Genomic DNA, 14,258 nt, shown 5'->3' with positions numbered 1-14,258 from the left:
CACACCCGATGCCCGACCCGAAGCCCGAAGACCCCGCCGGCGGCGCCGAGGGCGCGGTCGACGAGTCGAGCGTGCAGGCGGCGCTCGACGCCGCCCTCGCCGCCGTCGAGGCGGCCGCCGACCTCGACGAGCTCAAGGCGGCCCGCCTGGCCCACGCCGGCGACCGCAGCCCGCTGGCCCTGGCCAACCGCGCCATCGGCGCGCTGCCCGGTCCCGAGAAGGCCGCCGCGGGCAAGCGCGTGGGCGCGGCCCGGGGCCGGCTGAACCAGGCCCTCGCCGCCCGCACGGGCGTGCTGGAGGCCGAGCGCACCGAGCGCGCGCTGCGCGAGGAGGTCGTCGACGTCACCCTGCCGGCGCGCCGTCCCGAGCGCGGCGCCCGCCACCCGCTGCCGCTGCTCATGGAGCGCGTCGCCGACGTCTTCACCGCGATGGGCTGGGAGGTCGCCGAGGGGCCCGAGGTCGAGGCCGAGTGGTTCAACTTCGACGCGCTCAACTTCGACGTCGACCACCCGGCGCGGCAGATGCAGGACACCTTCTTCGTCGCCGACGCCGAGGGCGGCGCCGGTTCGGGGCTCGTGCTGCGCACCCACACCTCGCCGGTGCAGGCGCGCTCGCTGCTGACGCGCGGGGTGCCGCTGTACGTGGTCTGCCCCGGCAAGGTGTTCCGCACCGACGAGCTGGACGCCACGCACACCCCGGTCTTCCACCAGCTGGAGGGCATCGCGGTCGACGAGGGCCTGACGATGGCCCACCTCAAGGGCACCCTGGACCACTTCGCGCGCGCCATGTTCGGCGACGCGGTCGAGACCCGGTGGCGGCCGGCGTTCTTCCCCTTCACCGAGCCCAGCGCCGAGCTGGACCTGCGCTTCTCCCTGGGGCGCGAGGCCGAGCGCGGCTGGATCGAGTGGGGCGGCTGCGGCATGGTCAACCCGAACGTGCTGCGCGCCTGCGGGATCGACCCCGAGCGCTACCAGGGCTTCGCGTTCGGGATGGGCATCGAGCGGACGCTGATGTTCCGCAACGGGGTGACGGACATGCGCGACATGGTGGAGGGCGACGTGCGGTTCAGCCGGGCGTTCGGCGTGGAGGACCTGTCCGCGTCGGCGGTGGCGGACGTGCTGGGCGGCCCGGCCGACCCGGGCACCGGCGAGGGCGAGGGGGTGCTCTGATGCGCGTGCCCCTGGACTGGCTGGCCGAGCACGTCGACCTCGAACCCGGCGCCACCGGCGCCGACGTCGCCGCCTCCCTGGTGCGCGTCGGGCTGGAGGAGGAGGGCGTGCACACCTCCGGCGTCACCGGCCCGCTCGTGGTGGGCCGCGTCCTGGACCTGACGCCCGAGCCGCAGAAGAACGGCAAGACGATCAACTGGTGCCACCTCGACGTGGGCGCCGAGCACGCCGGCCCGGAGGGCCACCGCGGGATCGTCTGCGGCGCGCACAACTTCGCGGCCGGCGACCTCGTCGTCGTCGCGCTGCCCGGTGCGCTGCTGCCCGGCGGCTTCGCGATCGCCGCGCGCAAGACGTACGGGCACGTCTCCGATGGCATGATCTGCTCGGCCGAGGAGCTCGGCCTGGGTGCCGACTCCGACGGGATCATCGTCCTGTCGCAGTTCCTGCCCGGCGTCGAGGTGACCCCGGGCCAGGACGCGCTCGCGCTGCTGGGCCTGGCGGGGGAGACCGTCGAGGTCAACGTCACCCCCGACCGCGGGTACTGCTTCAGCGTCCGCGGCATCGCGCGCGAGTACGCCCACGGCACCGGCCGCCCGGTGGCGCAGGTCTTCCGCGACCCCGTCGCCGTCGAGGTCCCCGAGCCCGCCGGCCCCGGCTACCCGGTGCGGCTGACCGACGACGCGCCGATCCACGGCACCGCCGGCTGCGACCGCTTCGTGGCCCGCACCGTGCGGGGGATCGACCCGGCCGCGCCGACCCCGCGCTTCATCGCCGACCGCGTGCGCCAGGCGGGGATGCGCTCGATCTCGCTGGCCGTGGACGTGACGAACTACCTCATGCTCGAGACGGGGCAGCCGCTGCACGCCTACGACCTCGGCGCGCTGCAGGGCGAGCTCGTCGTGCGCCGCGCCCGCCCGGGGGAGCGCCTGACCACCCTGGACGGGGTCGAACGCGCCCTGCACCCGCAGGACCTGCTCATCACCGACGAGGTCCCCGGCGAGCCGAGCACCTCGCGGGTGCTCTCGCTGGCCGGGGTCATGGGCGGGCAGAGCACCGAGGTGTCGGCGAGCACGACCGACGTCCTCGTCGAGGCGGCGCACTTCACCCCGGTGACGGTCGCGCGCACTGCGCGCCGCCACAAGCTGCCCACCGAGGGCGCCAAGCGCTGGGAGCGCGGCGTCGACCCGGCGATGACCGCGCAGGTGGCCGAGCTGGCGGTGCGCCTGCTCGTCGAGCACGGCGGCGGCACGGCCGACCCCACGGCCACCGACGTCGTCCTGGACGGGGGCCCGGCCCCCTCGCCGACCATCGCGCTGGACGCCGGCTTCCCCGCCCGCCTGACGGGCACGCCGATCGGCGAGGCCGAGGTCGTCGCCGCGCTCACCGAGATCGGCTGCGCGGTGCGCGCCGAGGACGGCCGGCTGGAGGTCGTGCCGCCCTCGTGGCGACCGGACCTGCGCCAGGGCGTGGACCTCGTCGAGGAGGTCGCCCGGCTGCGCGGCTACGACACGATCCCCTCGGTGCTGCCGGCCGCCCCCGCGGGGCGCGGGCTCACGCCGGGCCAGCGCGCGCGCCGCTCGATCGCCCGCTCGCTCGTCGACGACGGCTTCGTGGAGGTGCTCAGCTACCCGTTCGTGGCGCCGGCGGTGCACGACGCGCAGGGGCTGGGGGCCGACGACCCGCGCCGCACGGCGCTGCGGCTGGCCAACCCGCTCTCGGAGCAGCAGCCGCTGATGCGCACCAGCCTGCTGGACTCGCTGGTGGAGGTCGTGCGCCGCAACGTCTCCCGCGGGCTGCGGGACCTGGCGCTGGTGGAGCTGGGCACGGTGACGCACCCGACGCCGGGCGCACCGGCCGCCGAGGTCCTCGGCGCGGCGGGCCGCCCGGGCGAGCAGGAGCTGGCGGCCCTGCTGGCCGCCGTCCCGCGCCAGCCGCTGCACGTGGCCGGTGTCCTGACCGGTGTGCGGCGCCCGGCCGGGGTGGCCGCCGACGGCTTCGAGCGCACCGGCGAGCCCGCGACGTGGGCGGACGCGGTGGACGCGGCCCGCACCGTGGCCGCGGCGGCGGGCGTGGCGGTCGTCGTCGAGGCCGCGCAGCGGGCGCCGTGGCACCCGGGGCGCTGCGCCCGGATCACCACCGCGGCCGGGCACGTCGTCGGCCACGCCGGGGAGCTGCACCCGGGCGCGGTCTCGGCCCTGGAGCTGCCCGCGCCCGCGGTCGCCTTCGAGCTGGACCTCGACGTCCTGCTGGACCAGGTGGGGGCGAGCGTGCAGGTGGAGCAGCTGTCCGGGTACCCGGCGGCCACCCAGGACGTGGCGCTCGTCGTCGACGCCGACGTGCCGGCGGGCGCGGTCGAGGCCGCGCTGCGGGCGGGTGCCGGGGCGCTGCTGGAGGACGTGCGCCTGTTCGACGTCTACACCGGCGCCCAGGTCGGCGAGGGCCGCAAGTCGCTGGCGTACGGGCTGCGCTTCCGCGCTGCGGACCGGACGCTGACCGCCGAGGAGGCCAGCGCGGCCCGCGAGGCCGCGGTGGCCGAGGCCGCGGCCCGCACGGGGGCGGTCCAGCGTGGCTGAGCAGCCGCGGGCGCTGGTGACGGGCGCGACGCACGGCATCGGCCGTGCGCTCGCGCTCGGCCTGGCGCGGGCGGGCTTCGCCGTGGGGGTGGCGGCCCGCACGGCGCGGCTGCTCGACGAGCTCGTCGACGACATCACCGCCGAGGGCGGCCGGGCGGTGGCGACGGCCTTCGACGTGAGCGACGCCGCGGCCGTCGCGCACGGGGTGCGGGCCCTGGAGCACGAGCTCGGCGGCTTCGACCTGCTGGTGCAGTCGGCCGGTCGCATCGAGGCGGTGGAGGCGCCGCCGTGGGAGGCCGACCTGGCGCAGGTGCGCGCGGTGCTGGAGGCCAACGTGCTGGGGCCCTTCCACGTGGTGCGGGCGGTGCTGCCGGGGATGGTGCGCCGCGGCTCGGGCCGCGTGGTCGACCTCAGCTCGGGGGCGGCCGCCAAGGACGGCGGCACCTACGCCGCCTACGCGGCGAGCAAGGCGGCGCTCTTCCGCCTGGGCGGGGCGGTCGCGGCGGCGGGCGCCGCCCACGGCGTGCGCGCCTTCGAGCTGTCCCCGGGCGTGGTGCGCACGGCGATGTCGACGAGCATGGGCCAGCACGCCGAGCGCACCGAGTGGACCGATCCCGTCGACGTGGTGGCGATGGTGCTGGCCATCGCCCGCGGCGAGCTGGACGCCTGGTCCGGCCGCTTCCTGCGGGTGGGGGTGGACACGCCCGCCGCGCTGCGGGCCGTGCCGCTGCCGCTGGCCCCGCAGGCGCGGCGGCTGGTGGTGGCGCCCTACGGCGAGGACGACCCGCTGGCCTGAGCACGGCGCACCGGCGCACGTGCATGGCTACCCGAGCGGGTGTATGGTCATGCACATGGACTCGGGGAAGCGGCTCACGGTCGCTGTCGCGGGGGCCAGCGGCTACGCCGGCGGGGAACTGCTGCGGTTGCTGCTCGGCCACCCGCACGTGGAGATCGGGGCGCTCACCGGCGCCTCCAACGCCGGCACGGCGCTCGGGGCGCTGCAGCCGCACCTGCTGCCGCTGGCCGGGCGCGTCCTGCAGCCCACGACCGCCGAGGTCCTCGCCGACCACGACGTCGTCCTCCTCGCCCTGCCGCACGGCGCGTCCGCGGCCGTGGCGGCCGAGCTCGGCGACGACGTCCTCGTCGTCGACTGCGGCGCCGACTTCCGGCTGACCGACCCCGAGCAGTGGGAGCGGTTCTACGGCAGCCCGCACGCGGGCAGCTGGCCCTACGGGATGCCCGAGCTGCCGCTGGCCGGCGGCGGCACCCAGCGCGAGCGGCTGGCCGGCGCCCGCCGGATCGCCGTCCCCGGCTGCTACCCGACCGCCGTCAGCCTCGCCCTGGCCCCCGGCTTCGCGGCAGGCCTGCTCGCCCCCGACGACGTCGTCGTCGTCGCCGCCTCCGGCACCTCCGGAGCGGGCAAGAGCCTCAAGCCCCACCTGCTCGGCGCGGAGGTCATGGGTTCGATGAGCCCCTACGGCGTCGGCGGCGGGCACCGGCACACCCCCGAGATCGAGCAGAACCTCGCCCTCGCCGGCGGGCGGGCGGTGTCGGTCTCCTTCACCCCGACCCTGGCGCCGATGCCGCGCGGCATCCTCGCCACCTGCACCGCCGAGCTGGCCCCGGGCGCGGCCGCCGCCGACGTGCGCGCCGCCTGGGAGGCGGCCTACGCGGGCGAGCGGTTCGTCACCGTCCTGCCCGAGGGGCAGTGGCCCTCCACCGGCATGGTGCTGGGCGGCAACTCCTGCGCCCTGCAGCTGGCCGTCGACGAGCGCACCCGCCGGGTCATCGTGCTCTCGGCCGTCGACAACCTCGTCAAGGGCACCGCCGGCGGTGCCGTGCAGTCGCTGAACGTCGCGCTCGGCCTGCCCGAGGACGCCGGCCTGAGCGCCGTGGGGGTCGCTCCGTGAGCGTCACCGCCGCCGCCGGGTTCCGGGCCGCCGGGGTCACCGCCGGCCTCAAGGCCTCCGGGCGTCCCGACGTCGCGCTCGTCGTCAACGACGGCCCGCTCGACGCCGCCGCCGCCGTCTACACCTCCAACCGCTGCAAGGCCCACCCGGTGCTGTGGAGCGAGCGCGCCAGCGCCGACGGGCACGTCAAGGCCGTCGTGCTGAACTCCGGCGGGGCCAACTGCTTCACCGGCCCGCAGGGCTTCCAGACCACCCACGCCACCGCCGAGCTGGTCGGCGAGCTGGTCGGCGCGGGCGCCGCCGACGTCGTCGTCTGCTCCACCGGCCTCATCGGCGTGGAGCTGTTCCGCGACACGCTGCTGAGCGGCGTGCGGGCCGCGCACGCCGCGCTGGCCACCGACGGGGGCACGGCCGCCGCGACGGCGATCATGACCACCGACACGGTCTCCAAGCAGGCCATCGCCAGCGGGACCGGGCCGGGCGGGGAGGAGTCCTTCACCGTCGGCGGCATGGCCAAGGGCGCCGGGATGCTGGCGCCCGGGCTGGCCACGATGCTCGTCGTCGTCACCACCGACGCCGTCGCCGAACCCGCCGACCTCGACCGCGCCCTGCGCCGCGCCACCCGCACCACCTTCGACCGCGTCGACTCCGACGGCTGCACGTCGACCAACGACACCGTCGTCCTGATGGCCAGCGGCGCGAGCGGGGTGCGCCCCGAGCCCGCAGCGCTCGACGAGGCCGTCCGCTCGGTGTGCGCCGACCTGGCGCGGATGCTCGTGGCCGACGCCGAGGGCGCCGAGCACGACATCGCCGTGGAGGTGGTGGGCGCCGCCAGCGAGGAGGACGCCGTGGAGGTGGGCCGCTCGGTGGCCCGCAACAACCTCTTCAAGACCGCCGTCTTCGGCAAGGACCCCAACTGGGGCCGCGTCATGGCCGCCGTCGGCACCACCCGTGCGGCCTTCGACCCGCAGGCCCTCGACGTCAGCCTCAACGGGGTCGCCGTGTGCGTGGGCGGCGCCCCGCACGAGGACCCCGCCGGGGTGGACCTGACCCCCCGGGAGGTGCACGTGCGCATCGACCTGCACGCCGGCGGGAGCTCGGCGACGGTGTGGACCAACGACCTGACCCACGCCTACGTCCACGAGAACAGCGCGTACAGCACGTGAGCGACATCAGCGGCCTGTCCGCGACCGACAAGGCGAGCGTGCTCGTCGAGGCCCTGCCCTGGCTGCAGAAGTGGCACGGCGCCCTCGTGGTGCTCAAGTACGGCGGCAACGCCATGGTCGACGACGAGCTCAAGCGCGCCTTCGCCGAGGACGTCGTCTTCCTGCGCACCGCGGGCCTGCGCCCCGTCGTCGTCCACGGCGGCGGCCCGCAGATCTCCGCGATGCTGCAGCGCCTGGACATCCCCAGCGAGTTCCGCGGCGGCCTGCGCGTGACGACGCCGGAGACCATGGACGTCGTGCGGATGGTCCTCACCGGCCAGGTCGGCCGCGAGCTCGTCGGCCTGCTCAACGCGCACGGCCCGCTGGCCGTCGGCCTGTCCGGCGAGGACGCCGGCCTGCTGCGCGCCCGGCGCCGGCACGCCCTCGTCGACGGCGAGCTCGTCGACGTGGGCCTGGTCGGCGACGTCGTGGGCGTCGACCCCGCCGCGGTCCTCGACCTGCTCGCCGCCGGCCGCATCCCGGTGATCTCCACGATCGCCCCGGAGGTCGACGAGGACGGGAACCCGCTCGAGGGGCGGGTGCTCAACGTCAACGCCGACACCGCCGCGTCGGCGATCGCCGTCGCGCTGGGCGCGCAGAAGTTCGTCGTCATGACCGACGTGGCGGGTCTGTACTCCGACTGGCCCGACCGCGCCTCCCTCGTGCGCGAGATCACCGCACCGGCCCTGGCCGACCTGCTGCCCAGCCTGCAGTCGGGCATGGTCCCCAAGATGGAGGCGTGCCTGCGCGCCGTGCGCGGCGGGGTCCCGCGCGCCACGGTCATCGACGGCCGGCAGGCGCACTCGGTGCTGCTGGAGGTCTTCACGACCTCCGGCAACGGCACGATGGTCGTGCCGTGAACCCCCAGCCAGGAGGAGCGGTGGAACCCGTCGAAGCGTCCGCAGCGCTGCCGGTGGCCGAGGGGGGCGGGCAGGCCTGGCTCCAGCGCTACTCCGCCTCGGTCATGCAGACCTTCGGCACCCCGCAGCGCGTCCTCGTGCGCGGCGAGGGCTGCCACGTCTGGGACGCCGACGGCAACCGCTACCTCGACCTGCTCGGCGGCATCGCGACCAACTCCCTCGGCCACGCCCACCCGCTGCTCGTCGCCGCGGTCACCGCCCAGCTGACGACGCTGGGGCACGTGTCGAACTTCTTCGCGAGCGTGCCCCAGGTCGCCCTGGCCGAACGGCTGCTGGAGGTGGCCCGCGCCCCGCAGGGCTCGGCGGTCTTCTTCGCCAACTCCGGCGCCGAGGCCAACGAGGCCGCGTTCAAGATGGCCCGCCGCACCGGCCGCACGAAGGTCGTCTCGACGGTCGGCGCCTTCCACGGCCGGACGATGGGCGCGCTCGCGCTGACCCACAAGGAGGCCTACCGGGCTCCGTTCGAGCCGCTGCCGGGCGGTGTGGAGTTCGTCCCCTACGGGGACCTCGGCGCCCTGGGTCGGGCGGTCGACGGAGCGACCGCCGCGGTGTTCCTGGAACCGGTGCAGGGCGAGAACGGCGTCGTCCCGGCACCCGAGGGCTACCTGGCGGCTGCCCGCCGCATCACCGCCGAGCACGGCGCCCTGCTCGTCCTCGACGAGGTGCAGACCGGCATCGGCCGCACCGGGGAGTGGTTCGCGCACCAGGCCCCGCGCCACGGCGGCCTGGTCCCCGACGTCGTCACGCTCGCCAAGGGCCTGGGCGGCGGCATCCCGGTCGGCGCCGTCATCGCCTTCGGCCCGCGCAACGCCACGCTGCTGAGCGCAGGCCAGCACGGCACGACGTTCGGCGGCAACCCCGTCGCCGCGGCAGCCGGCCTGGCGGTCCTGCACGCCGTCGAGCGCGACGGCCTGCTGGGCAACGTGCGCACCGTCGGCAGCCACCTGCGGGAGGCGGTGACGGCCCTGGACCACCCGCTGGTGGACACCGTCCGCGGCGAGGGCCTGCTGCTGGGCCTGGCGCTGACGCGCCCGGTCGCCGCGCACGTCGTCCAGGCGGCGCTGAGCGCCGGGTTCATCGTCAACGCGGCACGCCCGGACACGGTCCGCCTCGCCCCGCCGCTGGTGCTGACGACCGCGCTGGCGGACACCTTCGTCACCGCCCTCCCCGCCATCCTCGACGCGGCCGCCGCAGCGGCCGAGCAGAACGGAGCGAACCCGTGACCGTCCGGCACCTCCTCGCCGACGACGACCTGAGCCCCGCCGAGCAGGCCGAGGTCCTGTCCCTGGCGGCCGCCCTCAAGGCCGACCGCGCCGCGGGCCGCTTCATCGAGAAACCGCTCGCCGGGCCGCAGACGGTGGCGCTGATCTTCGACAAGCCGTCCACGCGCACCCGGGTCTCCTTCAGCGTCGGCGTGGCCGACCTCGGCGGCGTGCCGCTGGTCATCGACTCGGGCAGCTCGCAGCTGGGCCGCGGCGAACCGGTGGCCGACACCGCGCGGGTGCTGGAGCGGCAGGTCGCGGCCATCGTGTGGCGCACGTTCGAGCACAGTCGGCTGGAGGAGATGGCGGCGCACTCGCGGGTGCCCGTCGTGAACTCCCTCAGCGACGACTACCACCCCTGCCAGGTCCTCGCCGACCTGCTGACCGTCGCCGAGCACAAAGGCGAGCTGGCCGGCCTGACCCTGGCCTACGTGGGCGACGGCGCGAACAACATGGCGCACTCCTACGCGCTCGGCGGCGCCACCGCCGGGATGCACGTGCGCATCGGCACCCCGGCCTCCGACCTGCCGTCCGCGGCGGTGCTCGAGCGGGCGCAGCGCACCGCCGAGGCCACCGGCGGCTCGGTGACGGTCACCTCCGACCCCCTGGCGGCCGTCGCCGGCGCGGACGTCGTCGCCACCGACACCTGGATCTCCATGGGTCAGGAGGGCCAGGAGTACGAGCGCTTCCGCCCGTTCGCGCTCACCGCACCGCTGCTCGCGCACGCGGCCGCCGACGCGCTCGTCCTGCACTGCCTGCCCGCCTACCGCGGCAAGGAGATCGACGCCGAGGTGCTCGACGGACCGCAGTCGGTGGTCTGGGACGAGGCGGAGAACCGGCTGCACGCGCAGAAGGCCCTGCTCGTCTGGTTGCTCGCGGCGTCGCGATGACCTCGCCCCCGGCCCCCGGGCAGGGCGCGCAGCACCCGGGCACGGGGACGGGCACCAAGGCGTTCCGCCACGACCGGATCGCCGCGGTGCTCACCCGCACCCCGGTGCGCTCGCAGACCGAGCTGGCCGCGCACCTGGCAGAGGAGGGCGTGGCGGTGACGCAGGCGACGCTCTCGCGCGACCTCGTCGAGCTCGGGGCCGTCAAGGTGCGCGACGGCGAGCGCGGCCTGGTCTACGCGCTGCCCGCCGAGGGCGGGGACCGCACCCCGCGCAGCGGCGTCGGCCAGGAGGTCCTGGACGCCCGGCTGGCCCGCTGGTGCGAGGAGCTGCTCGTCAGCGCCGAGGCGTCCGCGAACCTGGTGGTCCTGCGCACCCCGCCCGGGGCCGCGCAGTTCCTGGCCAGCGCCATCGACCACTCGAGGATGCCGGTGCTGCTGGGCACCATCGCCGGTGACGACACCGTGCTCGTCATCTCCCGCGACCCCACCGGCGGTGCCGCGGTCGCCGAGCGCTTCCTCGCACTGGCCCGCCGCGGTGAACCCGTCCCACCCGCCAGCGCCGACCCCTCCGGCGCCGACCACGAGAGAGCCGATGACTGACGCGACCGCCTCCCCGTCCACCCCCGGCCAGGGCGAGAAGGGGCTCTGGGGAGCCCGCTTCGCCAGCGGCCCCGCCGCCGCGATGGCCGCGCTGTCGAAGTCGACCCACTTCGACTTCCGCCTCGCCCGCTACGACCTCGCCGGCTCGCGCGCGCACGCCCGCGTCCTGCACCGGGCGGGTCTGCTCGACGACGACGTCCTGGCCCGGCTGCTCGCCGGCCTGGACGCGGTGGAGGCGGACGTGGTCTCCGGCGCCCTCGTGCCCGCCGAGGACGACGAGGACGTGCACGTGGTCCTCGAGCAGGCGCTGCTGCGGCACGCCGGTGAGGACGTCGGCGGCCGGCTGCGCGCCGGGCGCTCGCGCAACGACCAGATCGCGACGCTGCTGCGGATGTTCCTGCGCGAGCACGCCCGCCTGGTCGCCGGCGGCGTCCTCGACGTGGTCGAGGCGCTGTTGACCCAGGCCGCCGCCCACTCGGGCGCGGCGATGCCGGGCCGCACGCACCTGCAGCACGCCCAGCCGGTCCTGCTGGCCCACCACCTCATGGCGCACGCCTGGCCGCTGCTGCGCGACGTCGAGCGGCTGCGCGACTGGGACGCGCGCGCGGCGGTCTCCCCGTACGGCTCCGGCGCCCTCGCCGGCTCCTCGCTGGGCCTGGACCCGCTGGCCGTGGCGCACGAGCTGGGCTTCGCGCGCAGCGTGGAGAACTCCATCGACGGCACCGCCGCGCGCGACGTGGCGGCCGAGTTCGCCTTCGTGGCGGCCATGATCGGCATCGACCTGTCCCGCCTCTCCGAGGACGTCATCGCCTGGGCCACCAAGGAGTTCTCCTTCGTCACCCTCGACGACGCCTGGTCGACGGGGTCGAGCATCATGCCGCAGAAGAAGAACCCCGACGTCGCCGAGCTGGCGCGCGGCAAGGCCGGCCGGCTCGTCGGCGACCTCACCGGTCTGCTGACCACCCTCAAGGGGTTGCCGCTGGCCTACAACCGCGACCTGCAGGAGGACAAGGAACCGGTCTTCGACGCCGTGGACACCCTCGAGGTCCTGCTGCCGGCGGTCGCGGGCATGGTCGCCACGCTGCACTTCCACACCGACCGCATGGCGGCGCTGGCACCGCAGGGCTTCGCGCTGGCCACCGACGTCGCCGAGTGGCTGGTGCGCCAGGGCGTCCCGTTCCGCGACGCGCACCGCATCTCCGGTGCGTGCGTGCGCCGCTGCGAGGAGCGCAGCGCCGCGGAGGGGCGCAGCGTCGAGCTGTGGGACCTCACGGTCGAGGAGCTCGCCGCGATCTCGCCGCACCTGACGCCGCAGGTGAAGGACGTCCTCACGCTGGAGGGCTCGCTGGCCTCCCGCGACGGCGTCGGCGGCACCGCGCCGGTGCGGGTGGCCGAGCAGCTGGAGGCCGCTCAGGACGCCCTGGCCGCGCACCTGGCCTGGGCCCGGCCGGAGACGGCGTCCTGAGCGTGCTGCTGGATCGCGCCTTCTACGCGCGCGACGTGCTCGTCGTGGCGCGCGAGCTGCTCGGCTGCGTCGTGCGGCACCGCACCGACGACGGGGTGGTGGCGGTGCGGCTGACGGAGGTGGAGGCGTACGCGGGGGAGGCCGACCCCGGCTCGCACGCCTTCCGCGGCCGCACGCCCCGCACCGCGGTGATGTTCGGCCCACCGGGGCACGCCTACGTCTACTTCTCCTACGGCATGCACTGGTGCGTGAACCTCGTCTGCGGGCCGGAGGGCACGGCGTCCGCGGTGCTCCTGCGCGCGGGCGAGGTCGTCGAGGGTCTCGACCGGGCGCGCTCGCGCCGCCCCGCGGCCCGCCGCGACGTCGACCTGGCCCGCGGCCCGGCCCGCCTGACGCAGGCGCTGGCGGTGACGGGAACGCTGAACGGCGCGGACGTCTGCGGGGCGGGACCGCTGGAGGTGCGGGCGGGGGAGGTCGTCCCCGACGAGGCCGTCGTGTGGGGGCCCCGCGTCGGAGTCGCCGGGGCCGGGGCGCCCACGCCCTGGCGCGCTTCCCTCGTGAACGACCCGACCGTCTCCGCGTACCGTGTCGGCGGGCGACGGTCGCCCCGAGCGAAGACCTGAGGAGCCGACGGACCGTGAGCGACGTCTGGGACGAACTGCAGTGGCGGGGCCTGGTGGCGCACTCCACCGACGAGGCCGCGCTGCGCGAGGCGCTGCAGAGCGGACCGCTCACCTACTACGTCGGCTTCGACCCGACCGCACCCAGCCTGCACGTGGGTCACCTCGTGCAGGTGCTGACCGCCAAGCGCCTGCAGCAGGCCGGCCACCACCCGCTGATCCTGGTCGGCGGCGCCACCGGCCTGGTCGGCGACCCGCGCCCCTCGGCGGAGCGGACGATGAACGACCCGGCGACGGTGGCGGGCTGGGTCAGCGGGCTGCAGGCCCAGATCGCGCCCTTCCTGGACTTCGACGGCCCCGCCGCGGCGACCATGGTCAACAACCTGGACTGGACGCAGTCGATGTCGACCATCGAGTTCCTGCGCGACGTCGGCAAGCACTTCAGCGTCAACCGCATGCTGGACCGCGAGGCGGTCAGCAAGCGGCTGGCCACCACGGGCATCAGCTTCACCGAGTTCGCCTACGTGCTGCTGCAGTCCAACGACTACCTCCAGCTGCACCGCCGGCACGGCTGCACGCTGCAGCTGGGCGGCTCGGACCAGTGGGGCAACATCACCGCCGGCTGCGAGCTGGTGCGCCGGGTCGATCAGCACACCGTCCACGCGCTGGCCACTCCGCTGCTCACCAAGGCCGACGGCACGAAGTTCGGCAAGACGGAGTCGGGGGCGGTGTGGCTGGACGCGGACCTGACCTCGCCCTACGCCTTCTACCAGTTCTGGCTCAACGCCGAGGACGCCAAGGTCGTCGACTACCTCAAGGCCTTCAGCTTCCGCAGCCGCGAGGAGATCGAGGACCTGGGCCGGCAGGTGCTCGAGGCGCCGCGAGCGCGCGCCGCCCAGCGGGCCCTCGCGCACGAGGTGACCGCCCTGGTGCACGGGGAGGCGGCCGCGGTCGCCGTCGAGGACGCCTCAGCGGCGCTGTTCGGGGGCTCGGACCTGTCCGGCATCGAAGAGCGCATCCTGCGCGGGGCGCTGGAGGAGCTGCCGACGGCCTCCCCGGAGGCCACCGACGTCCGGCTCGCCCAGCTCTTCGCGGACACGGGCCTCGCCCCGAGCCTCAGCGGGGCGCGCCGGACCATCGGAGAGGGCGGCGCGTACGTGAACAACACCAAGGTCACCGACGTCGACGCCACTCTCGCGGACGTGCACCTGCTGCACGGCCGCTACGCCGTCCTCCGCCGCGGCAAGAAGTCGCTCGCTGCCGTGGCACTACCGTTGCAGCAGTAGGCGATCGGTGCCCGGCGCCCGCACGATTTGCTTGCGGGCCCGGGCGCCGTCTACTGTTCTTCATGTCGCCGGGACGGGGCAGCGCAGCGGGCCGCAAGGGCCGCGGGGCTGGGTCGGGGTCGGTGGCGCCGGAAGCCTGATCGGGGGCTGGGTTGCTTGTCGGCCTGGTTCCGGGTTAAGGTGGGGAAGTTGTCTCTCTTCAGTTGGCCTCTTGGTGGGGTCGGCTGGGTGGGCGTCCGGTTCTTGAGAACTCAACAGTGTGCCAAGTGTTGATGCCAAATCAATCAACCCCGTATGGCCACCGCTCATCTGGGTGGTGGTTGGGGATTCCTTTGGTGTTGTTCCTCCATCTTCTGCTC

Annotated in this window: 12 protein-coding genes; all 12 read left to right on the top strand. The window is 75.4% G+C overall.

The window, feature by feature from the left end; all coding sequences use genetic code 11:
* Nucleotides 1-8 precede the first annotated feature (8 nt).
* From pheS to tyrS, 12 genes are read left to right on the top strand one after another with little or no spacing between them, the layout of a single operon-like run.
* Entirely contained in the window at nucleotides 9-1,169 is a 1,161-nt protein-coding gene (pheS, locus tag ACRYM2_RS08930; protein ID WP_432521565.1) for a phenylalanine--tRNA ligase subunit alpha, read from the top strand.
* Nucleotides 1,169-3,742 (top strand): phenylalanine--tRNA ligase subunit beta, encoded by a 2,574-nt coding sequence (gene pheT, locus ACRYM2_RS08925; protein ID WP_432521564.1) that lies wholly within the window; start codon nucleotides 1,169-1,171, stop codon nucleotides 3,740-3,742. Before pheS ends, pheT begins: the two co-directional genes overlap by 1 nt.
* Nucleotides 3,735-4,538, top strand: a complete 804-nt coding sequence (locus ACRYM2_RS08920) for an SDR family NAD(P)-dependent oxidoreductase (protein ID WP_432521563.1) — start codon at nucleotides 3,735-3,737, stop codon at nucleotides 4,536-4,538. The genes pheT and ACRYM2_RS08920 overlap by 8 nt, the downstream gene beginning before the upstream one ends.
* A 55-nt stretch (nucleotides 4,539-4,593) precedes the next feature.
* Nucleotides 4,594-5,652 carry an N-acetyl-gamma-glutamyl-phosphate reductase gene (gene argC / locus ACRYM2_RS08915; protein WP_432521561.1) on the top strand — a complete coding sequence of 353 codons (1,059 nt, stop codon included), beginning with the start codon at nucleotides 4,594-4,596 and terminating at the stop codon, nucleotides 5,650-5,652.
* Nucleotides 5,649-6,818, top strand: a complete 1,170-nt coding sequence (gene argJ, locus ACRYM2_RS08910; RefSeq protein ID WP_432521560.1) for a bifunctional glutamate N-acetyltransferase/amino-acid acetyltransferase ArgJ — start codon at nucleotides 5,649-5,651, stop codon at nucleotides 6,816-6,818. Before argC ends, argJ begins: the two co-directional genes overlap by 4 nt.
* Nucleotides 6,815-7,717 carry an acetylglutamate kinase gene (argB, locus tag ACRYM2_RS08905; RefSeq protein WP_432521559.1) on the top strand — a complete coding sequence of 301 codons (903 nt, stop codon included), beginning with the start codon at nucleotides 6,815-6,817 and terminating at the stop codon, nucleotides 7,715-7,717. The genes argJ and argB overlap by 4 nt, the downstream gene beginning before the upstream one ends.
* Nucleotides 7,718-7,737: 20 nt before the next feature.
* Nucleotides 7,738-9,000 carry an acetylornithine transaminase gene (locus tag ACRYM2_RS08900; protein WP_432521558.1) on the top strand — a complete coding sequence of 421 codons (1,263 nt, stop codon included), beginning with the start codon at nucleotides 7,738-7,740 and terminating at the stop codon, nucleotides 8,998-9,000.
* Nucleotides 8,997-9,929, top strand: coding sequence for an ornithine carbamoyltransferase (argF, locus tag ACRYM2_RS08895; RefSeq protein WP_432521557.1), 933 nt, complete (start codon nucleotides 8,997-8,999; stop codon nucleotides 9,927-9,929). Before ACRYM2_RS08900 ends, argF begins: the two co-directional genes overlap by 4 nt.
* On the top strand, nucleotides 9,926-10,528 hold the full coding sequence (locus tag ACRYM2_RS08890; RefSeq protein ID WP_432521555.1) for an arginine repressor: 603 nt from the start codon (nucleotides 9,926-9,928) through the stop codon (nucleotides 10,526-10,528). Before argF ends, ACRYM2_RS08890 begins: the two co-directional genes overlap by 4 nt.
* Nucleotides 10,521-11,993, top strand: a complete 1,473-nt coding sequence (gene argH / locus ACRYM2_RS08885) for an argininosuccinate lyase (protein WP_432521554.1) — start codon at nucleotides 10,521-10,523, stop codon at nucleotides 11,991-11,993. Before ACRYM2_RS08890 ends, argH begins: the two co-directional genes overlap by 8 nt.
* Nucleotides 11,994-11,995: 2 nt before the next feature.
* Nucleotides 11,996-12,616 carry a DNA-3-methyladenine glycosylase gene (locus tag ACRYM2_RS08880; RefSeq protein ID WP_432521552.1) on the top strand — a complete coding sequence of 207 codons (621 nt, stop codon included), beginning with the start codon at nucleotides 11,996-11,998 and terminating at the stop codon, nucleotides 12,614-12,616.
* A gap of 14 nt (nucleotides 12,617-12,630) precedes the next feature.
* Nucleotides 12,631-13,899 (top strand): tyrosine--tRNA ligase, encoded by a 1,269-nt coding sequence (gene tyrS / locus ACRYM2_RS08875; RefSeq protein ID WP_432521551.1) that lies wholly within the window; start codon nucleotides 12,631-12,633, stop codon nucleotides 13,897-13,899.
* Nucleotides 13,900-14,258: the final 359 nt, after the last annotated feature.

Origin of the sequence: Kineococcus aridisoli, from assembly GCF_050871885.1 — a bacterium.
GTDB lineage: Bacteria > Actinomycetota > Actinomycetes > Actinomycetales > Kineococcaceae > Kineococcus.
Note: the sequence above shows the minus strand (reverse complement) of the source record. Positions and strands in the feature narration are given on the sequence as shown.

Bases quoted from the DNA above. Each gene is read 5' to 3' on its own strand.
- pheS (WP_432521565.1), top strand. From the start codon at position 9: ATGCCCGACCCGAAGCCCGAAGACCCCGCCGGCGGCGCCGAGGGCGCG.
- pheT (WP_432521564.1), top strand. From the start codon at position 1,169: ATGCGCGTGCCCCTGGACTGGCTGGCCGAGCACGTCGACCTCGAACCC.
- argC (WP_432521561.1), top strand. From the start codon at position 4,594: ATGGACTCGGGGAAGCGGCTCACGGTCGCTGTCGCGGGGGCCAGCGGC.
- ACRYM2_RS08890 (WP_432521555.1), top strand. From the start codon at position 9,926: ATGACCTCGCCCCCGGCCCCCGGGCAGGGCGCGCAGCACCCGGGCACG.
- argH (WP_432521554.1), top strand. From the start codon at position 10,521: ATGACTGACGCGACCGCCTCCCCGTCCACCCCCGGCCAGGGCGAGAAG.